24 protein-coding genes and 1 pseudogene are annotated in these 25,237 nt (G+C 72.7%); 18 read left to right on the top strand and 7 right to left on the bottom strand.

The genetic code is table 11. The annotated features are described in order from the left end of the window. Nucleotides 1–2: 2 nt before the first annotated feature. The 8 genes from OG710_RS11920 to OG710_RS11955 all read left to right on the top strand — a co-directional run bounded on the left by OG710_RS11920 (nucleotide 3) and on the right by OG710_RS11955 (nucleotide 7,432). Complete coding sequence (locus OG710_RS11920) at nucleotides 3–1,787, top strand: type I polyketide synthase (protein WP_330239317.1); 1,785 nt, start codon at nucleotides 3–5, stop codon at nucleotides 1,785–1,787. Beyond that, nucleotides 1,784–3,034 carry a cytochrome P450 gene (locus OG710_RS11925; protein WP_330239318.1) on the top strand — a complete coding sequence of 417 codons (1,251 nt, stop codon included), beginning with the start codon at nucleotides 1,784–1,786 and terminating at the stop codon, nucleotides 3,032–3,034. Before OG710_RS11920 ends, OG710_RS11925 begins: the two co-directional genes overlap by 4 nt. Nucleotides 3,035–3,110: 76 nt before the next feature. After that, nucleotides 3,111–3,806 (top strand): formyltransferase family protein, encoded by a 696-nt coding sequence (locus tag OG710_RS11930; RefSeq protein ID WP_330239319.1) that lies wholly within the window; start codon nucleotides 3,111–3,113, stop codon nucleotides 3,804–3,806. A 142-nt stretch (nucleotides 3,807–3,948) separates the two neighbouring features. Beyond that, nucleotides 3,949–4,215: a hypothetical protein gene (locus OG710_RS11935; RefSeq protein WP_330239320.1), complete on the top strand. Its 267-nt coding sequence runs from the start codon at nucleotides 3,949–3,951 to the stop codon at nucleotides 4,213–4,215. An 11-nt stretch (nucleotides 4,216–4,226) separates the two neighbouring features. Beyond that, entirely contained in the window at nucleotides 4,227–5,048 is an 822-nt protein-coding gene (locus tag OG710_RS11940) for an AraC family transcriptional regulator (protein WP_330239321.1), read from the top strand. A gap of 29 nt (nucleotides 5,049–5,077) precedes the next feature. Further along, on the top strand, nucleotides 5,078–5,626 hold the full coding sequence (locus OG710_RS11945; protein ID WP_330239322.1) for a GNAT family N-acetyltransferase: 549 nt from the start codon (nucleotides 5,078–5,080) through the stop codon (nucleotides 5,624–5,626). 136 nt (nucleotides 5,627–5,762) lie between these two features. Next, nucleotides 5,763–6,602, top strand: a complete 840-nt coding sequence (locus OG710_RS11950) for an NAD(P)H-binding protein (protein ID WP_330239323.1) — start codon at nucleotides 5,763–5,765, stop codon at nucleotides 6,600–6,602. A 95-nt stretch (nucleotides 6,603–6,697) separates the two neighbouring features. Beyond that, a complete protein-coding gene (locus tag OG710_RS11955; protein ID WP_111330208.1) occupies nucleotides 6,698–7,432 on the top strand; it encodes a Mut7-C RNAse domain-containing protein in 735 nt (244 codons plus the stop codon). 58 nt (nucleotides 7,433–7,490) lie between these two features. On the opposite strand, the gene OG710_RS11960 is transcribed toward OG710_RS11955, so the two are convergent. Continuing rightward, entirely contained in the window at nucleotides 7,491–7,973 is a 483-nt protein-coding gene (locus OG710_RS11960; RefSeq protein WP_111330206.1) for a MarR family winged helix-turn-helix transcriptional regulator, read from the bottom strand. Between the two features lie 70 nt (nucleotides 7,974–8,043). After that, a complete protein-coding gene (locus OG710_RS11965) occupies nucleotides 8,044–8,514 on the bottom strand; it encodes a hypothetical protein (protein ID WP_330239324.1) in 471 nt (156 codons plus the stop codon). A 120-nt stretch (nucleotides 8,515–8,634) separates the two neighbouring features. On the opposite strand from OG710_RS11965, the gene OG710_RS11970 reads away from it, so the two are divergent. Together OG710_RS11970 and OG710_RS11975 are read left to right on the top strand one after the other, a co-directional pair. Further along, nucleotides 8,635–8,970 (top strand): YnfA family protein, encoded by a 336-nt coding sequence (locus OG710_RS11970; RefSeq protein ID WP_330239325.1) that lies wholly within the window; start codon nucleotides 8,635–8,637, stop codon nucleotides 8,968–8,970. A 69-nt stretch (nucleotides 8,971–9,039) separates the two neighbouring features. Continuing rightward, the gene (locus OG710_RS11975; protein ID WP_330239326.1) at nucleotides 9,040–9,798 is read left to right on the top strand and encodes an SDR family NAD(P)-dependent oxidoreductase; all 759 of its coding nucleotides are present in this window, start codon (nucleotides 9,040–9,042) and stop codon (nucleotides 9,796–9,798) included. Between the two features lie 48 nt (nucleotides 9,799–9,846). On the opposite strand, the gene OG710_RS11980 is transcribed toward OG710_RS11975, so the two are convergent. After that, nucleotides 9,847–11,040 carry an RtcB family protein gene (locus OG710_RS11980; protein ID WP_330239327.1) on the bottom strand — a complete coding sequence of 398 codons (1,194 nt, stop codon included), beginning with the start codon at nucleotides 11,038–11,040 and terminating at the stop codon, nucleotides 9,847–9,849. A 170-nt stretch (nucleotides 11,041–11,210) separates the two neighbouring features. Between OG710_RS11980 and OG710_RS11985 the strand changes: the two genes are divergently transcribed. From OG710_RS11985 to OG710_RS11995, 3 genes are all read left to right on the top strand, one after another. Further along, on the top strand, nucleotides 11,211–12,047 hold the full coding sequence (locus tag OG710_RS11985; RefSeq protein WP_330239328.1) for a DUF3558 domain-containing protein: 837 nt from the start codon (nucleotides 11,211–11,213) through the stop codon (nucleotides 12,045–12,047). 131 nt (nucleotides 12,048–12,178) lie between these two features. Further along, complete coding sequence (locus OG710_RS11990) at nucleotides 12,179–13,030, top strand: DUF3558 domain-containing protein (RefSeq protein ID WP_330239329.1); 852 nt, start codon at nucleotides 12,179–12,181, stop codon at nucleotides 13,028–13,030. A gap of 159 nt (nucleotides 13,031–13,189) precedes the next feature. Next, complete coding sequence (locus OG710_RS11995) at nucleotides 13,190–14,557, top strand: DUF2637 domain-containing protein (RefSeq protein ID WP_330242224.1); 1,368 nt, start codon at nucleotides 13,190–13,192, stop codon at nucleotides 14,555–14,557. A 61-nt stretch (nucleotides 14,558–14,618) separates the two neighbouring features. Here the strand turns inward: OG710_RS11995 and lysS are convergent, their stop codons facing one another. After that, the gene (gene lysS, locus OG710_RS12000) at nucleotides 14,619–16,379 is read right to left on the bottom strand and encodes a lysine--tRNA ligase (RefSeq protein WP_199563901.1); all 1,761 of its coding nucleotides are present in this window, start codon (nucleotides 16,377–16,379) and stop codon (nucleotides 14,619–14,621) included. A 147-nt stretch (nucleotides 16,380–16,526) separates the two neighbouring features. Here lysS and argS point away from each other — a divergent pair, with 147 nt between their 5' ends. From argS to OG710_RS12015, 3 genes are all read left to right on the top strand, one after another. Beyond that, on the top strand, nucleotides 16,527–18,305 hold the full coding sequence (argS, locus tag OG710_RS12005) for an arginine--tRNA ligase (protein WP_330239330.1): 1,779 nt from the start codon (nucleotides 16,527–16,529) through the stop codon (nucleotides 18,303–18,305). 71 nt (nucleotides 18,306–18,376) lie between these two features. After that, entirely contained in the window at nucleotides 18,377–19,825 is a 1,449-nt protein-coding gene (locus OG710_RS12010; RefSeq protein WP_330239331.1) for a hypothetical protein, read from the top strand. Nucleotides 19,826–19,923: 98 nt separating this feature from the next. Beyond that, nucleotides 19,924–21,198, top strand: coding sequence for a choice-of-anchor A family protein (locus OG710_RS12015; RefSeq protein ID WP_330239332.1), 1,275 nt, complete (start codon nucleotides 19,924–19,926; stop codon nucleotides 21,196–21,198). Between the two features lie 64 nt (nucleotides 21,199–21,262). Here OG710_RS12015 and OG710_RS12020 read toward each other — a convergent pair whose 3' ends face one another. Further along, complete coding sequence (locus tag OG710_RS12020; RefSeq protein ID WP_330239333.1) at nucleotides 21,263–22,624, bottom strand: helix-turn-helix domain-containing protein; 1,362 nt, start codon at nucleotides 22,622–22,624, stop codon at nucleotides 21,263–21,265. A 332-nt stretch (nucleotides 22,625–22,956) separates the two neighbouring features. Between OG710_RS12020 and OG710_RS12025 the strand changes: the two genes are divergently transcribed. Continuing rightward, nucleotides 22,957–23,673 carry a DUF4232 domain-containing protein gene (locus tag OG710_RS12025; RefSeq protein ID WP_330239334.1) on the top strand — a complete coding sequence of 239 codons (717 nt, stop codon included), beginning with the start codon at nucleotides 22,957–22,959 and terminating at the stop codon, nucleotides 23,671–23,673. An 8-nt stretch (nucleotides 23,674–23,681) separates the two neighbouring features. Here the strand turns inward: OG710_RS12025 and OG710_RS12030 are convergent. After that, a pseudogene (locus tag OG710_RS12030) lies at nucleotides 23,682–23,801 on the bottom strand (DUF3224 domain-containing protein); the annotation flags it as partial. Between the two features lie 62 nt (nucleotides 23,802–23,863). Here OG710_RS12030 and OG710_RS12035 point away from each other — a divergent pair. Then, nucleotides 23,864–24,214 carry a hypothetical protein gene (locus OG710_RS12035; RefSeq protein ID WP_330239335.1) on the top strand — a complete coding sequence of 117 codons (351 nt, stop codon included), beginning with the start codon at nucleotides 23,864–23,866 and terminating at the stop codon, nucleotides 24,212–24,214. A 10-nt stretch (nucleotides 24,215–24,224) separates the two neighbouring features. Here OG710_RS12035 and hemB read toward each other — a convergent pair whose 3' ends face one another. Continuing rightward, the gene (gene hemB / locus OG710_RS12040) at nucleotides 24,225–25,220 is read right to left on the bottom strand and encodes a porphobilinogen synthase (RefSeq protein WP_330239336.1); all 996 of its coding nucleotides are present in this window, start codon (nucleotides 25,218–25,220) and stop codon (nucleotides 24,225–24,227) included. Nucleotides 25,221–25,237 lie beyond the last annotated feature (17 nt).

Here is a 25,237-nt window from a genome sequence, read left to right on the forward strand (position 1 = left end):
CCATGACCGAGAGCCCCGAGCAGGAGTACGAGCCGGGCGATGTGGCCGTCATAGGCATGTCGTGCCGGGCGCCCGGCGCGGCCACCAAGGAGCAGTTCTGGGACAACCTGGTGCACGGCAGGGAGACCGTGTCGTTCCTGTCCAAGGACGAGATCATGGTCGACGAGACGCTGATCCACAGCCCGTACTACGTGCGGGCCTGCGGGGTGCTCGACGGCTACGACCGGTTCGACCCCACGGTGTTCGGCATCAGCGACCGGATGGCGCACGCGATGACGCCGGAGAACCGGCTGTTCCTGGAGAGCGCCTGGGAGGCGCTGGAGGACGGCGGCTACGACCCGGACCGGGTCGAGGCCGAGGTGGGCGTCTACGGCGCCAACAACCCGCAGACCGCCGCGCTCTACAGCTCCCCGCCGGACCGGGTGTCGGTCGGCCCGGAGGCGATCGAGGCCAGCCTGGCCTGGTCGCCGGACACGATGACGTCCAACGCCCTCTACTACATGGGGCTGACCGGTGAGGCCGTGACGCTGGCCGCGGTCTGCGCGGGCTTCCACTACGCGGTGCACATGGCCTGCCAGTCGCTGCTGCTGGGCCAGACCGACCTGGCGATCGCGGGTGGCGCCATGGTCCGGCTGCCGCATCCGCGCGGGCACCTGTGGGAGGAGAACCGGGTGCTGTCCAAGGACGGCCACTGCCGCCCGTTCGACGCCAACGGCACCGGTACGGCGCTGTCCAGCGGCGTCGTCACGCTGCTGCTCAAGCCGGCGGCGCAGGCGGTCGCCGACCGCGACCACATCTACGCCGTGGTCAAGGGCTCGGCCGTCAACAACAACGGGGTCAGCGCGATGGCGTACGGCCTGGCGCAGCCGGAGCGGCTGAGCGCCTGCATCGCCGGTGCGATGGAGGTCGGCGGCGTCTCGCCCGACACGGTGTCCATGTACGAGGCGAACGGGCTCGGGCTGCCGATCACCGACGAGCTGGAGGTGCACGCGGCGACGATGGCGTTCGGCAAGCAGACCGGCATCAGCTCGATCGGCGGGGTCAAGGGCAACGTCGGCCACGGCGGCGTGGTGTCGGGCGGCTTCGGCACGATGAAGGCCGTGATGTCGCTCTACCACCGCAAGCTGGCGCGCACGGTCAACCTGACGGACGTCAACCCGGACCTCGACTTCCCCAGCACCCCGTTCCTGCCGCAGCTCGAATCGGCGGACTGGCGGCCCGAGTCCGGCATCCGCCGGGCGGGCATCACCTCGATCGGCGGCGGCGGCTACAACGCGCACCTGGTCCTCGAAGAGCCACCCGCCGCCACCGAACGGGAGCCGGAGGCGGCGGGCCGGCCCCGGCTGGCCGTCCTGTCCGCGATGGACGACGAGGCGCTGGCCGCCCAGCGGGCGCGGCTGCGGGAGCGGCTGCTGGCGGACCCCGGACTGCGCCTGGACGACGTGGTCTTCAGCCTCGCCATGGGCCGCCGGGTGATGGACCGCCGGTGGGCGGCCGTGGTCCGCAGCCGGGAGGAGCTGATCGACGTACTGGCCTGTGGCGCCTCCGGTGGCCGGGCCGTGACCACCGCGGACGCACCCCAGGTGGAGGCGGAGTCCTTCCGCCACACGGACGGCGGGATCACGCTTCCGGACGGGGACCTGTCGGCGCTTCCCGCGCTCGCCGCCGCCTGGGTGGGCGGCCGACGGGTGGACTTCGCCGCGCTGCATGCCGGGGAGGCCGGTCACCGCGTGCCGCTGCCGACCTATCCGTTCCGGCCGCGCCGCTTCTGGCGTACGGACTGGTGAGCGTGCGCACTCCGGCGCTCGGCACCGTGGACCTCGGCGACCCGGACACCTTCGCGGACCACGACCTGGACGCGTTCTGGCGCACCCTGCGGGACACCGCCCCCGTGTACTGGAACCCTCCGGCCGGCGGCCGCGCCGGGTTCTGGGTGCTCACCCGCCACGAGGACATCCTGGCCACGTACCGGGACGACGTGAACTTCACGTCCGAGCGCGGCAACGTACTGGTCACGCTGCTGGGCGGCGGAGACGCGGCGGCGGGCCGGATGCTGGCCGTGACGGACGGCCACCGCCACCACGAGCTGCGCAAGATCCTCCAGCGGGTGCTGTCGCCCAGGGTGCTGGCCGAGGTCGCGCGCGCCGTACGGGCCAACACCCGGCAGCTGGTCCGCGAGGCCGTCGAGGCCGGCGGCTGCGACTTCGCCGGACGGATCGCGAGCCGCATCCCGATGACCACGATCTCGAACCTCCTCGGCGTGCCCGAGGAGGACCGGGACTATCTGCTCAGCCTGACGAAGACCGCGCTGTCCACGGACGACGAGGACGTCGACGAGGTCGACGAGGTCGACTCCGAGATGGCCCGCAACGAGATCCTGATGTACTTCATGGACGTCGTGGAGGAGCGGCGCGAGTCGCCGGGCGACGATGTGATCAGCATGCTGATCGGCAGTTCGATCGACGGCGTCCCGCTGTCCGACGAGGACGTCGTCCTCAACTGCTACAGCCTGATCATCGGCGGCGACGAGACCAGCAGGCTCACGATGATCGACTGCGTCCGTACGCTCGCCTCCCGTCCCGGCCAGTGGCGGCGGCTCAAGCACGGCGAGGTCGCGATCGACACCGCGGTGGACGAGGTGCTGCGCTGGGCGTCGCCCACGATGCACTTCGGCCGCAGCGTCGTCCGGCCGGCCGAACTGCACGGCGTACGGCTGATGCCCGGCGAGATCGTCACGCTGTGGCACGCCTCGGGCAACCGGGACGAGCGGGTCTTCGACCGGCCGGGGGAGTTCGACCTCGGCCGCACCCCCAACAAGCACCTGGCCTTCGGCTACGGCCCGCACTTCTGCGTCGGCTCCTACCTGGCGAAGGTGGAGATCGCCGAACTGCTCATGGCCCTGCGGGACTTCACCACCGGTTTCGAGCAGACCGAACCGGCGCGGCGCATCCGGTCCAACTTCCTGACCGGGTTCGCCACGCTGCCCGTGCGGTTGCGTCCCGACCACTCCGGACTGAAAGAGGTCGACCGATGAGCGGCACCCCCTTCAACGACACCGCCGGCAGCGACGGCATCGCCGTCCGCGACGGCGCCCGGCCGGTGATGCGCGCGTGAACATCTACATCTCAGGGCGGGGAGCCTTCGCGGTACAGGTCGCGGAGGCCCTGCTGGACGAGGGACACAAGATCGCCGGGGTGGCCGCGCCCCGGCTGCGCCAGGGGCACTCGGACGAGGCCAACGCCGCGTCCTGGGACCGCCTGCGCTCCTGGGCGTACCCCCGGAGCATCGCGTGGACGGACTCCGGCGAACTGCGCGCGATGCACATCCCGGACGGCGTGGACGTCATCGTCGCCGCGCACTCGCACGCCTTCCTCGGGCGCCGGACGCGGGCCAGGGCGGCCGTCGCCACGATCGGCTACCACCCGAGCCTGCTGCCGCTGCACCGCGGCCGGGACGCGATCCGCTGGACGATCCGCGACGGCGACAAGGTGACGGGCGGCAGCGTCTACCACCTGACCGAGCGCACGGACGGCGGCCCGCTCGCCGCCCAGGAACATCTGCTCGTGCCGCCGGGCTCGACCGCGCAGAGCCTGTGGCGCGAGCATCTGGCGCCGCTCGGCGTGCGGTTGCTGCTGCGCGTGGTCGCGGATCTCGCCGGGGGCCGACACGTCGAGGTGCCGCAGGACGAGCGGCTGGCGACCTGGGAGCCGGCGATGGGCGCGCCGCCGCTGTTCAAGCCGGAACTCATCGCCCTGCCCGGTTCGACACCCGTCGAAGGAGGCAAGTGGGCCATCCACTCACCGTGAGGACAGGGTGACGTTCTGCGGACCAATGCGGGCCAGGGCGACAGACCGGTCATAACCGGCCATTCATTGGCCGGAGACTGATCTTCAGGGAAGCGGGCCGACGTGCCGATGCTGGAGGCAGCGAGCCTGAAGGAGGTCTGCCATGGGCGACGTGCTGTGGGCCCTGTCCATCCCCGTGCTGGTCGGCGCCGCCGGTCTGTACGCGGTCGGCGCCGCGTGGTGGCGGCGCCGGCACCCGGCCCCGCCGTCCCCGTACACGCACCAGGCCGCCCGGCTGGCCGAGCGGGCGGCGCTGGCGGGCGCCGAGCGGATCGTGGACGAGGCGTACGGAACGCTCGGCCCCCTCTACGACGGACAGCCGGGACCGGCGCACCGGGCACCCGCGCGACATGTCGGTGCCGCGTCCTAGGATCTGCCGTCGTGGCAGGTCATCAGGGGCCCCGGCGCGATACGCGGGGCATCGTGGACGCGTCCGAACTGTTCGCGCGGGTACGGTTCCGGCGCCGCGAGCCCGCGCCCGAACTGCGGCCGTATCTGGAGCACTACTGGCTGATCGACTGGGACCTGACCCAGCCGTACGCCCCCCATCTCGTCCCGCACCCCAGCGTGAACCTCGTCTTCGAGCGCTATCCGGGCTGCGGCGACGAGGAGGTGGGGTACGCGGAGGTGGCGGGCATCGGCCTGGAGCTGTTCACGCAGAAGCTGGAGGGGCGCGGGCGGGTGTGCGGGGTGCAGTTCCGGCCGGGCGGCTTCCGGCCCTTCGCCCCCGGCGCGCCCGTCTCGCGGTGGACGGGCCGGCGGCTCGCGGCGGCCGCGGTGTTCGAGCCGCCCGCACCGCCCGCCGCCGTGCTGGACCCGGCCGACGAGGACGAGCGGGTCGCCGCACTGGACGCGTATCTGCTGGCGGCCGGGCCGGAGCCGGACCCGCGCGCCGCGCGGGCGATGGCCCTGGTGGACCTGGTGCGCACGGACCGGACGATCCTGCGCGTGGAGGGACTCGCCCGCGCCGAGGGCGTGTCGCCCCGCTCCCTGCAACGGCTGTTCGCCGCGTACGTGGGCGTGGGGCCGAAGTGGGTCATCCTGCGCTACCGCATCCACGAGGCGCTGGAGCGCGCCGCAGCCGGCCCGGCCGCGGACTGGGCGGCCCTCGCCGCGGACCTCGGCTACAGCGACCAGGCACACCTGGTCAGGGACTTCACCGCGACACTCGGCGTCCCGCCCACGGCACTGACACCCCGCTGACTGTCCGAGGCGCGGCCTAGAGTGCGGGCATGGCCGCAATGGAGCAGGGCGCAGCGTCATCGTCCGTACGGATCGAGCCCTGGGCGCCGGGTGATCTGGAGCTGCTCCGCCGTGCCAACGCGCCGGAGCTGATGGCCCATCTCGGCGGCCCGGAGCCGGAGGGGAAGCTGCTCGGGCGTCATGCCCGCTATCTGGCGCTGAGCGCCGACCGGACGGGCCGGGGGCGGATGTTCCGCATCGCCCTGCCCGGCGTGGCGGAGGCCGTGGGCACGATCGGCTTCTGGGAGCACCACTGGCGGGGCCGGGAGGTGTACGAGACCGGCTGGACGGTCCTGCCGGAGTTCCAGGGCCGGGGCATCGCGTCGGCCGCGACCCGCGCGGTGGCCGGAGCGGCGCGCGCCGAGGGCAAACATCGCTATCTGCACGCCTTCCCGTCCGTGGCCAACGGCCCGTCGAACGGCGTGTGCCGCAAGGCGGGCTTCACGCTGCTCGGGGAGTGCGAGATCGAGTACCCGCCGGGCCATCCGCTGCTCACCAACGACTGGCGGCTGGATCTGCGCGCGGAGGCCGCCGCCTGACGCCCTGGGACGGGGGCCGGGATCGGGGGCCGGGGGTTTATGCGTTTGACGGGCGCCGGGCTCTCCCGGATATTTACCTGTGTCACGCAACCTATGTGCGAGACAGTCGCCGCCGATCCTCCGAGGAGACCACTCCATGCTCACGCTCGTCACCGGCTGCCGAGGCCGCGTCGGCTCCGCCCTCACCGCCCTCCTGCACCAGGGCGGCCACCCCGTCCGCGCCGCCTCGCGCAACGCCGCCGAGCTGGCCCCGCCGCCCGGCGTCCCGGCCGTGACCTGCGACCTCGACGACCCGAGCACGTTCCCCGCCGCCCTGGAGGGCGTGGACGCCGTCTTCCTGTACGCGAACCCCGCGCACATCGACGCCTTCCTCACCGCCGCGCGGGCGGCCGGGGTGCGCCACATCGTGCTGCTGTCCTCCAGTTCGGTCCTCGTCCCCGACCCGGCGACCAACCCGATCGCCGCCGAGCACCACGCGGTGGAGCGGGCGCTGACCGCCTCACCCCTCACCACGACCCTGCTGCGCCCCGGCGCCTTCGCCACCAACGCCTACCAGTGGTCGGGCGCCTTCCGCTCCGGGCGCCCGGTCGGCCTGCCCTACCCGCGCAGCGAGGGCAGCCCCATCCACGAGACCGACATCGCCGAGGCCGCCCTCGCCGTGCTCACCGAACCGGCGCTCCGGGGCGCCGCGTACCACCTGACCGGGCCCGAGTCCCTGAGCGCGGCCGAGCAGGTCGAGATCCTGGCCGCCGCGTCCGGCACGCCGGTCACCGTCGAGGAGATGAGCCCCGCCGCCTGGCAGGAGGCGATGTCCCCCTTCATGCCGGCCGGAGTCGCCGCGGGCCTGCTCATGTACTGGGCGGCCACGGACGGCCGCCGCGCGGAGGTGACCGACGCGGTGGCCACGCTGACCGGCCACCCGGCCCGCACCTTCGCGGCCTGGGCGACGGAACACGCGGCGGCCTTCCGCGCCTGACACGCCTGACGGACCTGACGGGTCGGCGCACCTGACGGGCCGACGGCGGGGGAAACCCGTGGCCTGTGCCGTCGCCGCGATGGCATCCTGGCCGGGTGAACGGACCGGAGATCCACCTCGAAGTCGCCCCCGAACTCAGGCTCTTCGTGGCCCATGGACGCCGGCAGGGGCGCACCCCGGTGGTCACGGACGGCTCCTCCACGCTCGGGCACGTCGTCGAATCCCTGGGCATCCCGCTGACCGAAGCCGGCGAACTCCTCGTGGACGGCCGCCCGGCCCCCGTCTCGCACATCCCGGCGGCGGGTGAACTGGTCCAGGTCCGCCCGGTCCCGCGCCCGCAGCCCGTACCGGGCGCGCCCCTGCGCTTCCTGCTCGACGTGCACCTCGGCACGCTCGCCCGGCGGCTGCGGCTGCTCGGCGTCGACGCCGCCTACGAGAGCGAGGACATCGGCGACCCGGCCCTGGCCGCGCTCTCCGCGAAGGAGCGGCGCGTCCTGCTCTCGCGCGACCGGGGGCTGCTGCACCGCCGGGAGATCTGGGCGGGCGCGTACGTGTACAGCGACCAGCCCGACGCCCAGCTGCGGGACGTACTGGAGCGGTTCGCGCCGGCGCTCGCCCCGTGGACCCGGTGCACCGCCTGCAACGGCCCGCTGGCGGCGGCCGACAAGGACACGGTCGGCCCGCACCTGGAGCACGGGACGCGCCGTTCGTACGACGTGTTCGCGCAGTGCGCGGAGTGCGGCCGGGTCTACTGGCGCGGCGCGCACCACGCCCGGCTGGAGGCGATCGTCGCGGAGGCGGTCCGCGACTTCGGCCCGGTGGCCGGCTGACGGACGAACAGGGCGGGCCGGGCGGGCCGGGAGGACCGGACGAGCCCGGCGGGTCCGGTCAGGCGTCGCCCTCGCGCAGCCGTGCGATCTGCGCCGCGCTCAGCTCCACGGTGCGCCGCATATGGGTGAGGAGCAGCGCGACCTCGTCGTCGTCGTACGCGTCGAACAGGCTGTCCCAGCCGCCGTTCAGCCGTTTCCAGACCGCGCCGAACTCCGCCATCCGCTCGGGCACGGTCGCCACGAGGACCCGCCGCCGGTCGGCGGTGTCGCGGGCGCGCGTCACATAGCCGGCCCGCTCCAGCCGGTCCACCAGCCGGGTCGCCGAACCGGTGGTGAGCCCGGTCAGCTCCGCGACCCGGCCCGTGGTGACGGGCGCCGCCTCCAGGCTGAGCAGATTGAGGCACTGGAGGTCGGTGGGGTGCAGCCCCAGCCGGTCGGCGACGGCCTGGTTGAACAGCGCGTAGGCGGCCATGTAGCGCCGCGACGCGACGGACAGCTCGGCCAGCAGCGTGCTGCGGCGGGGGGACGGAACGGGCGGCATGCGCCGAGTCTACGGAGCCCGCGCGGCCCCGCCGACGACGCGGCGGCCCTCATGGTCTGCGTACAAGCTCTCAGAACACGTACGTGTCCCCCGTGGCCAGGGCCAGCACCTCGTGCTCGTCGTTGCCGGTGTCCCGGTCCGTCGCCCCGCCGTTCCACGCGGTGCCGACGCGGACGACGACCTGGTCCGGCTCGCCGCGCAGCCGGAGCCCGAGGGCGATGCGCCGCTGCTGGACGCCGTCCGCGTGCAGCGGGCCGGTCCGGCACAGCACGGTCTGCGGGTCGGCCCGGAGGCAGGCGCCGGGCAGCTCCTGCGGACCGGCCAGTTCCGCGGAGAGCCGCACCCGCACGGTGACGCCGTCGAGGTCCGAAGGGCCCCGGTTCTCGCTGCGCAGCCGGATGTCGAGGGCGGAGCCCCGGAGCGTGACGTACCCGTGGTGCGACACATCCGCCTCCGGCGCGGGAGCGGCGCCGTCCGCCCGTGCCGTGCCGCCCACGAGCGGTGCCGCCGTCACCACCGCAGCGGCGATCGCAGCGGACATCCCCAGCCGAGTCCTACGCGTCAGAACCATGCCCCGAAGATACCCATCAGCCCGAATTGCACATATATACCCACCGGTTCGGCGCGTCCCGGAGGCCGCGGCCCGTGACAGGCTGCTCCCATGTCCGTCCTGCGCTCCACCGCCCTGTTCGTCCTCGCCGCGCTGTTCGAGATCGGCGGCGCCTGGCTCGTCTGGCAGGGCGTGCGCGAGCACCGGGGGTGGATCTGGATCGGCGCCGGGATCATCGCGCTCGGCACGTACGGCTTCGTGGCGACGCTCCAGCCGGACGGCGAGTTCGGCCGGGTGCTCGCGGCGTACGGCGGGGTCTTCGTGGCGGGCTCGATCGCCTGGGGGATGGCCGCCGACGGCTACCGGCCCGACCGCTGGGACGTGGCGGGCGCGCTGATCTGCCTGGCCGGGATGGCCGTGATCATGTACGCCCCCCGCAACCACTGACCCGAGCCGGGCCTGCCTATCCTGGCCGGGTTGGACCGCATCGATCACCCGTCCGAGGAGAGCCCGACCATGGCCGCATCCCCCATCGCCGTCGTCACCGGTGCGAGCAGCGGCATCGGCGCCGCGACCGCCCGGCGGCTGGCGGCCTCCGGCTACCGCGTCGTGCTCACCGCCCGCCGCAAGGACCGCATCGAGGCGCTGGCCGCCGAGATCACCGAAGCCGGCCACCAGGCGACGGCCTACCCGCTGGACGTGACGGACCGGGCCGCGGTGGACGAGTTCGCGACCGCGTTCCGCAGCCTGGCCGTGCTGGTGAACAACGCGGGCGGCGCGCTCGGGGCCGACCCGGTGGCCACCGGCGACCCGCAGGACTGGCGCCGGATGTACGAAACCAACGTCATCGGCACGCTCAACGTGACCCAGGCCCTGCTGCCCGCCCTCACGGCGAGCGGCGACGGCACCGTGGTCATCCTCTCCTCGACGGCCGGCCTGTCCACCTACGAGGGCGGCGGCGGCTATGTGGCCGCCAAGCACGGCGAACACGTCCTGGCCGAGACGCTGCGCCTGGAGATCGTCGGCACCCCGGTCCGGGTCATCGAGATCGCGCCGGGCATGGTCAAGACCGAGGAGTTCTCCACCACGCGCTTCCGGGGCGACGCGGAGAAGGCCGCCAAGGTCTACGCGGGCGTCGACGCCCCCCTGACCGCCGAGGACGTGGCCGACACGATCGACTGGGCGGTCGGCCGCCCCAGCCACGTCAACATCGACCTCCTGGTCGTCCGCCCGCGCGCCCAGGCCTCCAACTCGAAGGTGCACCGCACGGCGTAGCGGCACAGGACGGCGGCCGCCGGGGCCGGGAGGCCCCGGCCCCGCGTCTCAGCCCTTCACACAGATGACCTGCTTCAGCTTCGCGACGACCTCGACCAGGTCGCGCTGCTGGTCGATCACCTTCTCGATCGGCTTGTAGGCGCTGGGGATCTCGTCCACCACGCCGGAGTCCTTGCGGCACTCGACGCCCTGCGTCTGGTCCGCCAGGTCCTGTGCGGAGAAGCGCTTCTTGGCCGCGTTCCGGCTCATCCGGCGGCCGGCGCCGTGCGAGGCGGAGTTGAAGGACTTCTCGTTGCCGAGGCCCTTCACGATGTACGAACCGGTGCCCATCGAGCCGGGGATGATCCCGTAGTCGCCGGAACCGGCCCGGATGGCGCCCTTGCGGGTGACCAGCAGGTCCATGCCGTCGTACCGCTCCTCCGCCACGTAGTTGTGGTGGCAGGAGATGACCGGCTCGAAGGTGACCTTGGCCTTCTTGAACTCCTTGCGGACGACGTTCTGGAACAGCGCCATCATGACCGCGCGGTTGTGCTTCGCGTACTCCTGCGCCCAGAACAGGTCGTTGCGGTACTCGCGCATCGGCTCGGTGTCCGCGAGGAACACCGCGAGGTCGCGGTCGACCAGGCCCTGGTTGTGCGCCAGGCCCTGCGCCCGGCCGATGTGGAAGTCGGCCAGTTCCTTGCCGATGTTCCGCGAGCCGGAGTGCAGCATCAGCCAGACCGAACCCGACTCGTCGAGACAGAACTCGATGAAGTGGTTTCCGGCTCCGAGCGTTCCCATCTGCTTCGTGGCCCGTTCCTGACGGAACTTGACCGCTTCGGCCACTCCGTCGAACCGCTGCCAGAAGTCGTCCCAGCCCGTCGCCGCGAGGCCGTACACCTCGGACGGGTCCACCGGGTCCTGGTGCATCCCCCGGCCCACCGGAATGGCCTGCTCGATCTTCGAGCGGAGGCGGGACAGGTCGCCGGGCAGGTCGTTGGCGGTGAGCGACGTCTTCACGGCGGACATGCCGCAGCCGATGTCCACGCCGACCGCGGCCGGGCAGACCGCCCCGTGCATCGCGATCACCGAGCCGACCGTGGCGCCCTTGCCGAAGTGGACGTCGGGCATGACGGCCAGACCCTTGATCCAGGGCAGCGTGGCGACGTTGCGCAGCTGCTGCATCGCCACGTCCTCGACCGACGCCGGGTCCGTCCACATCCGGATGGGCACCTGCGCCCCCGGCACCTCTACGTACGACATAACCCCTCGATTCCCCCGGAAAGTCTCAAAGCGCAAAACCGGCGCCAAGGTCGGCAAAAACATCGCCCGACCGGCGTTCACAGCAGCGCGTGCGATACACATTGTCTCCACCGGCCGCCCTCGGGCGGCAACCGTTTTTCGCACGAAGGGAGCCCAGGACCGTGCGACGAATGGCGTACGCGATCGGCGCCGTGCTCATCGCCGCGCTCGCCGCCGGCTGCACGGGCGGCGGCGGAGCCGATGACCCCGGCGCCGACGACAAGCCCGGCATCGGGAGCGAGTCCCCCGCGCCCCCGGGCAAGTACCGCACGCTCCCCGACGCCTGCCGCGCGATCCCCCGCGCCACCCTCAAGGACCTGCTGCCGGGCACCGCCGACCTGCCCGAGGCCCAGCAGGACAAGGCTTTCGAGGGCGCCGCCACGGTCACGTACGACACCGACCGGCGCATCGGCTGCCGCTGGAAGTCCGACGCCCCGCAGGGCACCCGCGGTATCCACCTCGACTTCGAGCGCGTCGTCTCCTACGACACCTCCGTGAGCGACGACGACCGCGCCCGCGAGGTGTACGCGAAGAAGGAGGGCGCCGCCGACCTCCCCGCCCCCACGCTGCCGGACCAGTCCCCCGACGCCTCCCCCTCCGGCTCGGACACCGCCGACCCCGGCGCCACGGACACCGGCACGCCCGACGACGACCCCACGGACGGCTCCGACGGCACCGACGGCACCGGCACCCCCGGCGGGCCCGCGTCCGACGCCCCCGCCGACAGCCTCCAGCCCCGACTCCTCGACGGCCTCGGCGACAGCGCGTTCCTCGACGACGTCCTGACCCGGTCCGGATCGACGGCCCGCTACCGCACCGTCAGCGTGGTGTTCCGCACATCCAACGTCATCGTGACCGTCGAGTACACCGCCCAGCCCGCCCTCCCCACCGAGGTGCCCGACAGCGCGGAACTGCAGGAGAAGGCGCAGGCACTGGCCCGACAGCTGGTCGATTCGTTCGACGAATGAGACCGCCCGCGGCCCGCCCCGGCCCGCGCCGGACCGCCCCGCGGCCCGGCCGGCGAAGGCGGCATCCGCCCGCCGTCCGACGTACCGTGGCCCTCCGGAACCGACCACCGCGCCATCCGAGTGAAGGAACCATGCACCGATCAGCTTCGCGACTCACCCGCATACTCGCCTGCGCCGCCGTACCGGTGATGCTCGTCGTCGCCGGCTGTTCGTCGGACTCCGGCGGGGACAAGGACGCGGACAGCACCGCCTCCGCCTCGCCCGAGGCGACGAAGACGGAACCGGCCGTGGAGCCCGCGAAGTTCGCCGTGCTGCCCGACCCCTGCACGTCGGTCGAGGGGAAGACCGTCAAGTCCCTGGTCCCCTCCGCCAAGAAGAAGAACGGCACCCGCAGCAAGTCCGGCGACGCCTCGCTCCGGGGCGGCTGCTCCTGGAACGGGCTGGCCGACAAGGGCGTCAAGGGCTCCCAGTACCGCTGGCTGGACGTCGGCTTCACCCGCTTCGCCTCCGACCAGACCCTGGGCAGCGGGGCCACCCGCGCCGGTGAGGAGCTCGCCAAGCAGGTCAAGAAGGCCGAGGCCACCGACGACGCGAAGAACGTCGCGTCCGCCGCCGTCACCGGCATCGGCGACGAGGCCACCAAGGTCACGTACGAGCAGAACAAGACCGGCGAGACGTTCCGGTTCACGACGATCGTCGTCCGCACGGAGAACGTCGTCGTGGTCGTCAACTACAACGGCGCCGGTTACGCGGGCTCCAAGACGCCCTCCGCCGAGACCGTCCTCAAGGGCGCCACCATGGCGGCCAGGGACGCGGTCGCCGCCGTGGCCGAGGCCAACGAGAGCGGCGCCGCGAGCCCGAAGGCGACCGAGAAGACGAAGGACGAGAAGAAGGGCGGGGACACGGACGAGGCGTCCGACACGTCCTCCAAGAAGCCCTCGGCGAAGTCCGGTTCGTCGGTGAAGTCGAAGTCCTCGGACTGACCCCGCACACGCCCCCCGCCCCTCCCCCCGCGACACCTCTCGCACACATGTGCCAGGCTGTGCCCGCCGGAATCAAGCCACGGCGGCTCGGACGAGACGTCAGAACGACGCCCCGGCGCCGAGGACCAGGGAACAGGGAGGGGATGGGGGGTGGCTGCGATGCAGCTGACGCGCACGCATCGGGTGCTCATCGGGCTGGTCGTGGCCGGCGCGGTGCTGATCGCCGCGATCGGCTTCGCCGGTTCGTACGCGGCGGTGCGCGAGCTGGCCCTGAGCAAGGGGTTCGGTGACTTCTCGCTGGTCTTCCCGATCGGCATCGACGCGGGCATCTGCGTCCTGCTGGCCCTGGACCTGCTGCTGACCTGGCTGCGCATCCCGTTCCCGCTGCTGCGCCAGACCGCCTGGCTGCTGACGGCCGCGACCATCGCGTTCAACGGCGCCGCCGCCTGGCCCGACCCGCTCGGCGTCGGCATGCACGCGGTCATCCCCGTCCTCTTCGTCGTCGCCGTCGAGGCCGCCCGCCACGCCGTGGGCCGGATCGCGGACATCACCGCCGACAAGCACATGGAGGGCGTCCGCCTCACCCGCTGGCTGCTCTCCCCGATCCCCACCTTCCGGCTCTGGCGCCGGATGAAGCTGTGGGAGCTGCGCAGCTACGAGCAGGTCATCAAGCTGGAGCAGGACCGGCTGATCTACCAGGCCCGCCTCCAGGCCCGCTACGGCCGCTCCTGGCGCCGCAAGGCGCCCGTGGAGTCCCTGATGCCGCTGCGCCTCGCGAAGTACGGCGTACCGCTCGCCGAGACCGGCCCCGCCGGGCTGGCCGCCGCCGGCATCGAACCGGCCCTCCTGCCCCCGGCTCCCGCCCCGGAACCGGTGGCCGCGCCGCAGGCCGCCCCGGCCGCGCCCGCCGTGGAGAGCGCCCAGCCGCACCCGGAGCTGCCGCAGGCCGCCGCCCCGCAGACCGCCCCCGCACCGGAGGAGCGGCAGGAGCACCAAGAGCCCCAGGAGCCCCAGGAGCCCCAGGAGCACCCGCAGGGCGCCGAACACACCGCCGAGCACATCGCCGAGCAGCCCGCCGGGGACGACAACCCCTGGTTCCCGCAGCAGGCGACGGCCAAGGTCTACGAGGGCGCGTACGACCCGGACTACGAGGTCGAGGTCCCGACGCCGCACCAGGTCCCCTCGGGCGCCGGCGACCGCACCCGGCCCCTGGGCAACGTGGGCACGGTCGGCAGCGTCCCCCCGGACGGACCGTACGCCCGGGGCCCCGTACCCACGCCCGTACCCGCCCCCGCGCCCGTGCGGGAGTGGACGCCGGAGGACGAGGAGTTCGGCCAGATCGCGTACGAGGTGTTCTCGGCGTACGTCGCGGAGAACAACGACTACCCGAGCGTCGCGGTGCTGGACATACACCTGTCGGACGGGCACAACGTCCGCCACCCGCGCGGCGAGGCCCTGATCCGGCAGCTGATGCCGGAGTTCAAGCGGCGCTTCCACGCGGAGCTGGAGGCCGACCACATCGCGTAGGCCCCGGATACGCCGATGGGGCCGCCCCCCGCGTGGGAGGCGGCCCCATCGGCGTATCCGGCTAGGCGCCCAGCAGCCTGCGCACCCGGTCCGCGCCGACCGCGAGCAGCAGCGTCGGCAGGCGCGGGCCCGTGTCGCGGCTGACGAGCAGCCGGTAGAGCAGGGCGAAGAACGACCGCTGGGCGGTCTTCAGCTCGGGCGTCGGCTTCGCGTCGGGCTCCAGCCCCGCGAGGACCTTCGGCACGCCGTAGACCAGCGTGGTCAGGCCGTCCAGGGACCAGTGCGTGTCCAGGCCCTCCAGGAGCAGCCGGATCGACTCGCGGCCCTCGTCGTCGAGCGAGCCGAGCAGCTCCTTGTCGGGCTCGTCGCGGACGATGGTGCGGGCCTCGGCCGGGACCTGGGTGGTGATCCAGTTCTCGGCGCGGTCGAGGCGCGGGCGGGCCTCGTCCAGCGAGGTGAGCGGGTTGGCCGGGTCCAGCTCGCTGAGGATGCGCAGCGTCTGGTCCTCCGCGCCGGCGGTGATGTCGGCGACGGAGGCCAGCGTGCGGTACGGCAGCGGGCGCGGGGTGCTCGGCAGCTCACCGGCGGCCGTGCGGACCGCACGGGAGTGCGCGGCGGCGTCGGCCGGCAGCACGGTGCCGTCGGCGACCTTGCGCTCCAGCGAGTCCCACTCGTCGTAGAGCCGCTGGATCTCCTGGTCGAACGCGATCTTGAAGGACTGGTTGGGCCTGCGGCGGGCGTACAGCCAGCGCAGCAGCGGGGCCTCCATGATCTTCAGCGCGTCGGCCGGGGTCGGCACGCCGCCCTTGCTGGAGGACATCTTGGCCATGCCGGAGATGCCCACGAAGGCGTACATGGGGCCGATCGGCTGGACGCCGCCGAAGATCTCGCGGACGATCTGGCCGCCGACGACGAAGGACGAGCCGGGCGAGGAGTGGTCGACGCCGCTGGGCTCGAAGATCACGCCCTCGTACGCCCAGCGCATGGGCCAGTCGACCTTCCAGACCAGCTTGCCCCGGTTGAACTCGTTCAGCCGGACCGTTTCGGCGAAGCCGCAGGCCGTGCAGGTGTAGTTCAGCTCGGTGGTGTCGTCGTCGTACGAGGTGACGGTGGTGAGGTCCTTCTCGCAGTTGCCGCAGTACGGCTTGTACGGGAAGTAGCCGGCGGAGCCGCCGCTGCCGTCGTCCTCGCTGGCCGCGCCGGAGCCGGCCTCGGCCTCCAGCTCGGCCTCGTCCACCTTCTTCTGCTGCGGCTTCTTCCCGCCCTTGCCGCCGGCCGCCGGGTCCTTCTTGGTGCGGTAGCGGTCGAGGACGGCGTCAATGTCCGCGCGGTGCCGCATGGCGTGCAGGATCTGCTCGCGGTACGTGCCCGCGAGGTACTGCTCCGTCTGGCTGATCGGGTCGTAGTCGACGCCCAGCGCGGCCAGGGACTCCGTCATGGCGGCCTTGAAGTGCTCGGCCCAGTTCGGGTACGCGGACCCGGCCGGGGCGGGCACCGAGGTCAGCGGCTTGCCGATGTGCTCGGCCCACGACTCGTCGATCCCGGCGACGCCGCCCGGCACCTTGCGGTAGCGGTCGTAGTCGTCCCACGAGATGAGGTGGCGCACGGTGTGGCCGCGCCGGCGGATCTCGTCGGCGACCAGGTGCGGGGTCATGACCTCGCGGAGGTTGCCCAGGTGGATAGGGCCGGACGGGGAGAGCCCGGAGGCGACGACGACCGGTTTGCCAGGCGCACGACGCTCCGATTCGGCGATGACCTCGTCCGCGAAGCGGGAGACCCAGTCGGTCTCGGTGCTGCTCTGACTCTGAGCCACGGTCGGCACGTCCTTCTCTCGGGTAGGACTCATAGGGGCGTCGACCATTCTCCCAGGTGGACCCCGCAGCGCGAAAACGGCTTTGCGTGCGGCCGCGCACGCCGTGGGATACTCGGGATCACCCCTTGTACCCCTACGGAAACGGCAGCCCGTCCCATGCCTGAGCACGGCTCGGTCAATTCCCTCGCTTCCACGCTCCAGCAGCAGCTGGCGGACGCCCTCTCGGCAGCCCTGCCGGAGGCCGGTCACGCCGACCCGCTGCTGCGCCGAAGCGACCGGGCCGACTTCCAGGCCAACGGCATCCTGGCGCTCGCCAAGAAGCTCAAGGGCAACCCGCGCGAGCTGGCCGCCAAGGTGACCGGGGCGCTGCCCGCCTCGGACCTGATCAAGGACGTCGAGGTGTCCGGGCCCGGCTTCCTGAACGTCACGCTCACGGACCGGGCGATCACCTCGACGCTGGCCGCGCGCGCCGCCGACGCGGACCGGCTGGGCGTCCCGGTGAACGGGTCGGCCGGCACCACCGTGATCGACTACGCCCAGCCGAACGTGGCCAAGGAGATGCACGTCGGCCATCTGCGGTCCGCCGTGATCGGTGACGCGATGGTGCGGATTCTGGAGTTCACCGGCGAGTCCGTGGTCCGGCGCCACCACATCGGCGACTGGGGCACCCAGTTCGGCATGCTCATCCAGTACCTCGTCGAGCACCCGGCCGAGCTGGACCACGAAGGGGACCAGAAGGACGGCGAGGCCGCCATGTCCTCGCTCAACCGGCTCTACAAGGCGTCGCGGGCCCTGTTCGACTCGGACGAGGAGTTCAAGGCGCGCTCGCGGGACCGGGTGGTGGCGCTCCAGGCGGGCGACCCCGAGACGCTGGCGATGTGGCAGCGGTTCGTGGACGAGTCGAAGATCTACTTCTACTCGGTCTTCGACAAGCTGGACATGGAGATCGACGACCCCGACATCGTCGGCGAGTCCGGCTACAACGACATGCTGGAGGAGACCTGCCGCATCCTGGAGGAGACGGGCGTCGCCGTCCGCTCCGAGGGTGCGCTGTGCGTCTTCTTCGACGACGTCCTGGGCCCCGACGGCAACAAGGTCCCGCTGATCGTCAAGAAGACGAACGGCGGATACGGGTACGCGGCGACCGACCTGTCCGCGATCCGCGACCGGGTGCGGAACCTCAAGGCGGACACCCTGCTGTACGTGGTGGACGCGCGGCAGTCGCTGCACTTCAAGATGGTCTTCGAGACGGCCCGGCGGGCCGGCTGGCTGAACGACGACGTGAAGGCGCACCAGCTGGCGTTCGGCACGGTGCTCGGCAAGGACGGCAAGCCGTTCAAGACCCGTGAGGGCGTCACGGTCCGGCTGGAGGACCTGCTGGACGAGGCGGTCGACCGGGCGACGGCCGTGGTCCGCGAGAAGGCCGCGAAGGTGGGCCTGTCGGAGCGGGAGATCGTCGAGAACGGCCGGTACGTGGGCGTGGGCGCCGTGAAGTACGCGGACCTGTCGACCTCCGCCGTGCGGGACTACAAGTTCGACCTGGACCAGATGGTGTCGCTGAACGGCGACACGTCGGTGTACCTCCAGTACGCGTACGCGCGCATCCAGTCGATCCTGCGCAAGGCGGGCGACGCGAAGCCCGTCGCGCACCCGGAGCTGGAGCTGGCCCCGGCCGAGCGGGCGCTGGGCCTGCATCTGGACCAGTTCGGCGAGGTGCTGGCCGAGGTGGCCGCCCACTACGAGCCGCACAAGCTGGCCGCGTACCTCTACCAGCTCGCGTCGCACCTGACGACGTTCTACGACCAGTGCCACGTCCTGAGCGACGACAACCCGGCCGAGGTCGTGGAGAACCGGCTGTTCCTCGTCGAACTGACCGCGCGCACCCTGCACCGGGGCATGGCCCTGCTCGGCATCCGGACCCCCGAGCGCCTCTGACGCCCCGCCCGTGATACTGAGGTGATGCGTCCGGCGTTACGGCCGGGCGCGTCATCGGGGGTGGGGATCTCATGCGGGACACCGGGCACACGGCTGTCGAGGCCGTACAGGAGGCGCTGCGGGCGGGGCGCCTCGCCGAGGCCCGCGAGCGCGCCACCACCGCGCTGGAGGAGCACGGCCCCGACCCGGAGCTGTACGCGCTGCTGGGCCGGGCGCACGCCGCCGAGGACGAGGACGACCACGACGACGCGGCCGAGCGCGCCTACCGCCGGGGCCTCGCGGCCTTCCCCGACGACCTGCCCCTGCTCACCGCGTACGCCGAACTCTGCCGGGCCTCCGACGCGCTGGACCGCCCCGGCCGCGCCGCCCGCGCCACCGGGCTCGTCGAGCGGGTCAACGAACTGGCCCCCGGCTCGCCGGAGGCGCTGCGGCTCAGCGGACGGACGGCCTGGACCGCGCCCGCCGGCCGGCCCCCGGTCTCACCGGCCCACATCCAGCGCCACGACGTACGCCAGGCCCTGGCCGCCGCCCCGAGCCTGGCGGAGGCCGCCCGCCTCGCCGCGGAGGAGGCCGGACGGCATCCGTACAGCGTGCGGCTGGCCGTGCGCGCCGAAACCCTCACCGCGTTCACGCGCCCCGGCCGGTGGCTGCTCCTGGGGCAGGTCCGGGCCCCGTACCTGAGCGCGCTCGTCGTCCTGGCGATGAGCATGCCCGCCGTCCTCCTCGGCCCGACGACCCACTGGTACCTGTGGGCGGCCGCCGGTCTGCTGGCCCTGATCCCGAACCGCCTGCTCGGCGCCCTGGAGAGCGGCGCCCGCAGCCGCGCCACCGCCGCCACGGCGCCGCTCCCGGAGGGTGCCCCGGAGCCGGCGAGCCCGCTGCCCGACCCGCCGCCGCCGGGGTTCCGCGACTTCGCGGTGCTGGGCACGGCCCTCACCTGTCTGCTGGTCTCGACGGTCGCCGCGGTCGCGCCGCCGGCGCCGGGGCACGACCGGGAGACGAAGGACTACCCGCGCTACGAGGTGGCCGCCCCGAAGGAGTTCCGGGGTGCCCGGCTGGCCTCCGCCGTGCCGGCGGTGGACGGCGTGGATTCCGCCTACGCCTCCCTGTGGACGGAGACGGTCGACGTCGAGGGCGCGTTCGCCTACCTCTACGGCGAACTGCCGCCGCTGGGCGACCCCGCCACCGCGGACGCCCTCATCATCGGCATGACGGGCGACTTCCGGGGCGCCCCCGACTCGACCCTCAAGAGCTACGAACTGGGGCTCTCCCAGTCGGATTCGACCATCGACGAGGTCTGGCGGGCGGACGCCGGACCGGACGGCCGGCTCCGCTGCGTCTCGTACGCGACGGACTCGGAGACCCCCGGCTCACATGTGGCGTGCACCTGGCTGAACGACGGAAGTTACGGCACGGTCATCCTGAACGAGCAGGGTCTCGACCACGACACCGCCGCCGAGGCCGCCCGCACCGGCCGGGACCAGGTCCTGCACAACACCGGCCGCACCGCCGACGCCTGAGTCCATGCATTGGTCTTGACCAATTTATGCAAGTGTGAGAATGATGGCCCAAGTCGCCACAGAACCTTCATAACTGCTCTGCAGGAGAACCACGCACTATGCGCATACCGACCTCAGCCGCCCTCGCGGCCCTCGGCGGTGCCCTCGTTCTCGGGCTCACCGTCGCTCCGGCCGCCCAGGCCGCCCCCGCCACGGCGGACTGCACCACCGACGCCTTCGGAATCGCCGGTAAGTACGGCGAGTTCGTCCTCGGGGACGACGTCCACTCCCCCGACGCGGAAGGCGCCGTGGCCGTCGGCGGCAACGCGGACTTCCGGGGCGGGTTCAGCGTCGGCAACGAGCTGACGGCCGCCCAGGTCGACGCGCTGCCCGGCCGGGCCTCGCTCGTCGTGCGCGGCGACCTGCTCAACGGCGGCTCCGCCACCGTCGTCATGAAGGGCAACGCCGTCGTCGGCGGCGAGGTCAAGGACCGCGCGGTCGAGCTGCACAACGGCACCTTCAGCAAGAAGGCCGACCTCATCGACTTCGACGCCGAGTTCACCAAGCTCCGCGCCTACTCGGACGCGCTGGCCAAGGAGTCCGCGACCTCCGGCGCCGAGGTGAAGCTCGACGGCAGCCGCCTCACGTTCACCGGCACGGACAGCGGCCGCAACGTCTTCACCGTCCCCGCCTCCCAGCTGGAGAAGGCCACGGACATCTTCATCAAGGTCCCGGCGGGCGCGACGACGATCGTCAACGTCACCGGCCAGGCGTACGACATGGCCGCCGCCGGCACCACCGGCTTCTTCCTGTCGGGCGGCCAGGACTTCGTCCTGGACGACAAGCTGCAGAGCGCCAACGGCGGCGTGGTCCGCGCCAAGCTCCTGTGGAACTTCCCCGACGCCACCAAGATCGTCAAGAGCAGCAAGGCCGCCTGGCCGGGCAGCGTCCTCGCGCCCGACGCGCACCTGGAGCTGGGCACCGCCGCCCCGGTCAACGGTTCGGTGTGGGTCGCCTCGCTGCACGGCTCGGGCGGTGCCGAGACGCACCACTTCCCGTTCACCGGCTGCCTCCCCGAGGTCCCCGGCACGCCGTCCACCCCGTCACCGAGCACCACCCCGAGCGGCACGCCCTCGACGACGCCCCCGGCGACCGCGACCGCGACCCCGTCCGCCTCGGTGCCGCCCTCCGGCGAGGCCACGCCGTCCGGCACCCCGTCCGGTACGACGACGCCGGGCGCCCCGGCCCCGTCCGCCAGCCCCTCGGAGCCCGGTGACGGCGACCTGGCGACGACCGGTAGCAGCAACATGATCCCGATCACCATCGGCGGCGCCCTCGTCGTCGCCGCCGGTGCGAGCATGGTGGTCGTGGCCCGCCGCCGCAAGCGCGCCTGACCCTGCTGACCGCAGCGGCCCCCGCCCCGCCTCCTGTGAGGTGTGGGCGGGGGCCGCCGCCGTGTCAGCGCTTCTCCCAGACCGACGTGTCGTAGCGGTAGTAGTACTCCGGGCGCCCCGCGATGCTGCTCGTGCGGAACGGTTTGCCGCCGTCGTAGACGGGCAGCATGCCGGTCCGGCCGCCGCTGCTCCACTCCAGCTCCAGGTACCAGCTGACGTCGTGGCCCTCCACGTGCACGTCCAGGTCGAAGACCTCCACATCGCTGGACGACACCCGGAACGGGAAGTCCTTCGCCGGTACGACCTCGTCGCCCTGCTGTCCCGCGACCGGGGTGAGCGCGGGGCGGCTGTCGTCCAGGTCCACGTCGAAGGACTGCGGCTCGATGCCGCTGCCGCAGCCGTCGCCCATCGAGAACGCGGCCTGTTGCAGCGGTGCCCGCCGGCTCAGCACCCGTACATGGAGCGCCGTCAGCACGACGGCCTGCTCCGACGTGCCCTGCACGGTCAGCTCCAGCCGCATGGCGCCGCCGTCCACCCCGCCGAGCGCCCGCGCCCAGCCGCGGGTGCCGGCCGGCGGGGCCGGGGGCGGCACGGTCGCCGGGTCCCGGTCGAGCAGGAAGAACTGCCCGCAGGGCTCCTCCCAGTTGTACGAGCTGATGGTGACCGTGGGCGGGCCGCCCTTCCGGCCCTTCCCGCTCTCGGGCCGAACGGCGGTGTGCGACGCGGACGGTGCGGACCGTACGGAGGCGCTGGGCGAGCCCGCCCTCGCGGAGGCGCTGGGCCGCTTCGACGCACCGGCCGACGCGGACGGGCTCCGCGGCGACTCGGAGACCGCGTCGGCCCCCTTCCCCTCCGCACCGCTCGACGCGTCCGACGCCCCGGCGGCCGCGGTCGGACCGGACTCCCTGAGCTGGCCGACGACCACGGCGGTGGGCACGGTGAGCGCGACGACGGCCGCGACGGCGAGCAGCACCCGCGTACGACCGGAGGCCCACCACCGACGAGCGGACGGCGCGGCCCCGGAACCCGACTCCACCCGTACGGGCTCGGGCTCGGGGGTTACGGGGGCGGGCTCGGCGGGTACGGAAGCCGGCTCGGGCGCCGCAGGCTCGGGCTCGGGCGGCGTGGGGGCCACCGAGGCCACCGGAGCCGGAGCGTCCCCCTCCGTACGCCCCCGCCGGCGCGCCGCGTCCGCGAGAATCCACCGCCGGTGGACCTCCACCAACTCGTCGGCACTCGCCCCGCAGAGCCGGGCGAACCGTTCCACGGGCGCGAACTCCCCCGGCACCGCGTCCCCGTTGCAGTACCGGTGGAGCGTGGACGTACTGACGTGCAGCCGCCCCGCCAGCACCCCGTAACTGCGCCCCGAACGGGCCTTCAGTTCCTTCAGCAGGACCGCGAGTTCCTCGGCCTCCGGCGTCGCCATCGCGGCGTCCCCCCTCCTGGTCCGTCCCGGATCACCGTTCCAGGGACGTGGAATCTGCCCAGGTCACAGTACGCGCAGGCATTCCAGCTTCCCCAATGGTCCGGCGGGCGTTGCGGCCGGAATCCGTCGTGCCACAAGCTCGGACCAGACCACGGCGAACACGGGGGACCGACACAGTGCGAACCCTCTTCCGCATCGAACTCGTCGATGCGCTGGCGATCGGGGTGCTGATCGTGACGACCGCGATCGTCCTGTTCCTGATCTGCCGGGGCTGACCACCGCACCACGCACGACGCACCACCGACCGAAACACACTCACGGGGAGTACCACCATGCGCAGCAATCGCATCCGCTTGACCACCTTCGCGGCCACCGCTCTCGTCGCCGCCCTGTCCCTCACCGCCTGCGGCGGGGACGACGGCGCCGACGCGAAGAAGCCGGCCCCGGCCGGCTCGGTGGCCGACCAGGGCGCCGACTCGCCCGCCCCGGACACCTCCACCGGCCCGGAGAAGGACTCCACGGCACCGACCGACGCCGAACCGGCCGCCGACAACGCGGAGAAGGCCCCGGCCGGTACGCCGAAGCCGAAGGCCCCGGCGGCGGCCAAGCCCCGGCCCACGGCGAAGACCCCGGTCACCTGCACCGGGGCCAACACCAGGACGACCGTCACCAAGGTGAGCCGCCCCATCAACCACCTGCTGCTCACGGTGACCAACAAGGGCGACCGCCCCTGCTACGCGTACTACGCGCCCATGCTCCGCTTCGACGGCGCGCAGGCGGTGTTCCAGGTGTTCCGGGACAGCAAGCCGCAGGCCGTGGTGACGCTCGACCCCGGCGCGTCGGCGTACGCCGGGATCGCGCTGACCGGCGAGCCCACCGGCAAGAAGCCCTACAAGAGCGCGAACCTCGGGGTCACCTTCGCCGACCGCGCCAACGCGCCCGTCAACTCCTCGCCGGCCGAGCTGAAGCTGCCCGCCGAGACGTACTGGGACGACAACGGCTTCGTCACCTACTGGCAGAGCGAGATGTCCGACGCGCTCGTCCACTGACCGGCCGGCTACCGACCGGGCGGTTCGAAGTCGAACCGGATCCGGTGCGTGCCGTCCTCGTCCACGGCGATCCCGCCGCCCCCGCCGATCCCGGCGAGGGCGGCGGTCCCGCCGGACGGCACGATCGTGAAGAAGTCCCTAGGTACGACAGCTCATGTGCGGTTCGGCTGCGACTGGTGGAATCGCACGCATGTCGTATCCCGTCCCGGCCGACCGCCGCCGCCGCCGCAAGACCTGGATCGCCTCGCTGATCTCCACGATCGTCACGCTGCCGCTGGCGTTCTTCGCCTTCGCGTTGAGCGTGTTCTCGCTGATGGCCTGCGACGGGTGCTCGGACGCGGAGATCCGGCGCTTCGACGCGAGCTTCGATTCCGCCTGGATCGTCTTCCGGTGCGGCCTCGTGCTGGCGTTCGTCATGGTGTTCGTGAGCTGGGCGCTCACCCGGAGCAGGCCGGCCGGGGCGATCCTGCTCGCCGTGGCCGCGCCCGCCACCGTCTTCCTCGCGTGGGCCCTCTTCACAGCCCTCGTCGCATGGCCGTGAACCGGCCCCCTCAGCCCCGCAGCCGCCGTGCGACCTCCGTCGCCCAGTACGTCAGGATCAGCTGCGCGCCCGCGCGCCGGATGCCCGTCAGGCTCTCCAGGATCGCCGCGTCCCGGTCGATCCACCCCTTCTCGGCGGCGGCCTCGATCATCGCGTACTCGCCGCTGATCTGGTACGCGGCCACCGGCACGTCCGACGCGTCGGCGACCTTCGCCAGGATGTCCAGGTAGGGGCCGGCCGGCTTGACCATGACCATGTCCGCGCCCTCCTCCAGGTCGAGCGCCAGCTCCCGCAGGGACTCGCGGATGTTGGCCGGGTCCTGCTGGTAGGTCTTGCGGTCGCCCTGGAGCGAGGAGCCGACGGCCTCCCGGAACGGGCCGTAGAAGGCCGAGGAGTACTTCGCGGTGTACGCGAGGACCGAGACGTCCTCGTGGCCCGTCTGGTCGAGCGCGTCGCGGATGACGCCGACCTGGCCGTCCATCATGCCGCTGGGGCCCACCGTGTGGGCGCCCGCGTCGGCCTGGACCTGCGCCATCTCCGCGTACCGCTCCAGCGTGGCGTCGTTGTCCACCCGGCCGTCGGCGGTCAGCACCCCGCAGTGGCCGTGGTCGGTGTACTCGTCGAGACAGAGGTCGGACATGATCACCAGATCGTCGCCCACCTCCTCGCGCACCGCCCGCAGCGCGACCTGGAGGATGCCGTCCGGGTCGGTGCCCGCCGTGCCCCGGCCGTCCTTCTTCTCGTCCAGCGGCACACCGAACAGCATGATCCCCGAGACCCCGGCCGAGGCCGCGTCCACGGCGGCCTTCCGCAGGGTGTCCACGGTGTGCTGCTGCACGCCGGGCATGGCCGCGATCGGGACCGGGGCGTCGATGCCCTCACGGACGAACGCGGGCAGGATCAGGTCGGCCGGATCGAGCCGTGTCTCGGCGACCATCCGCCGCATCGCGGGGGTCGTCCGCAGCCGACGGGGCCGCGAGCCGGGGAAGTTTCCGTACACAGTCATCCTTCGAGCCTAGACCC

This window comes from Streptomyces sp. NBC_00525, assembly GCF_036346595.1.
In the GTDB taxonomy this organism is placed as follows: domain Bacteria; phylum Actinomycetota; class Actinomycetes; order Streptomycetales; family Streptomycetaceae; genus Streptomyces.

Excerpts from the sequence above, each read along its gene's own strand:
- OG710_RS11965 (WP_330239324.1), bottom strand. The coding sequence starts at position 8,514 with ATGTCCGCTGCGATCGCCGCTGCGGTGGTGACGGCGGCACCGCTCGTG.
- OG710_RS12020 (WP_330239333.1), bottom strand. The coding sequence starts at position 22,624 with ATGGCGACGCCGGAGGCCGAGGAACTCGCGGTCCTGCTGAAGGAACTG.
- OG710_RS12025 (WP_330239334.1), top strand. The coding sequence starts at position 22,957 with ATGCGCAGCAATCGCATCCGCTTGACCACCTTCGCGGCCACCGCTCTC.
- OG710_RS11945 (WP_330239322.1), top strand. The coding sequence starts at position 5,078 with ATGGCCGCAATGGAGCAGGGCGCAGCGTCATCGTCCGTACGGATCGAG.
- OG710_RS11970 (WP_330239325.1), top strand. The coding sequence starts at position 8,635 with ATGTCCGTCCTGCGCTCCACCGCCCTGTTCGTCCTCGCCGCGCTGTTC.
- OG710_RS11990 (WP_330239329.1), top strand. The coding sequence starts at position 12,179 with ATGCACCGATCAGCTTCGCGACTCACCCGCATACTCGCCTGCGCCGCC.
- OG710_RS11960 (WP_111330206.1), bottom strand. The coding sequence starts at position 7,973 with ATGCCGCCCGTTCCGTCCCCCCGCCGCAGCACGCTGCTGGCCGAGCTG.
- OG710_RS11975 (WP_330239326.1), top strand. The coding sequence starts at position 9,040 with ATGGCCGCATCCCCCATCGCCGTCGTCACCGGTGCGAGCAGCGGCATC.
- OG710_RS12035 (WP_330239335.1), top strand. The coding sequence starts at position 23,864 with ATGTCGTATCCCGTCCCGGCCGACCGCCGCCGCCGCCGCAAGACCTGG.
- OG710_RS12015 (WP_330239332.1), top strand. The coding sequence starts at position 19,924 with ATGCGCATACCGACCTCAGCCGCCCTCGCGGCCCTCGGCGGTGCCCTC.
- argS (WP_330239330.1), top strand. The coding sequence starts at position 16,527 with ATGCCTGAGCACGGCTCGGTCAATTCCCTCGCTTCCACGCTCCAGCAG.
- OG710_RS11985 (WP_330239328.1), top strand. The coding sequence starts at position 11,211 with ATGGCGTACGCGATCGGCGCCGTGCTCATCGCCGCGCTCGCCGCCGGC.
- OG710_RS11995 (WP_330242224.1), top strand. The coding sequence starts at position 13,190 with ATGCAGCTGACGCGCACGCATCGGGTGCTCATCGGGCTGGTCGTGGCC.
- OG710_RS12010 (WP_330239331.1), top strand. The coding sequence starts at position 18,377 with ATGCGGGACACCGGGCACACGGCTGTCGAGGCCGTACAGGAGGCGCTG.
- OG710_RS11935 (WP_330239320.1), top strand. The coding sequence starts at position 3,949 with ATGGGCGACGTGCTGTGGGCCCTGTCCATCCCCGTGCTGGTCGGCGCC.
- OG710_RS11950 (WP_330239323.1), top strand. The coding sequence starts at position 5,763 with ATGCTCACGCTCGTCACCGGCTGCCGAGGCCGCGTCGGCTCCGCCCTC.
- OG710_RS11920 (WP_330239317.1), top strand. The coding sequence starts at position 3 with ATGACCGAGAGCCCCGAGCAGGAGTACGAGCCGGGCGATGTGGCCGTC.
- OG710_RS11980 (WP_330239327.1), bottom strand. The coding sequence starts at position 11,040 with ATGTCGTACGTAGAGGTGCCGGGGGCGCAGGTGCCCATCCGGATGTGG.
- hemB (WP_330239336.1), bottom strand. The coding sequence starts at position 25,220 with ATGACTGTGTACGGAAACTTCCCCGGCTCGCGGCCCCGTCGGCTGCGG.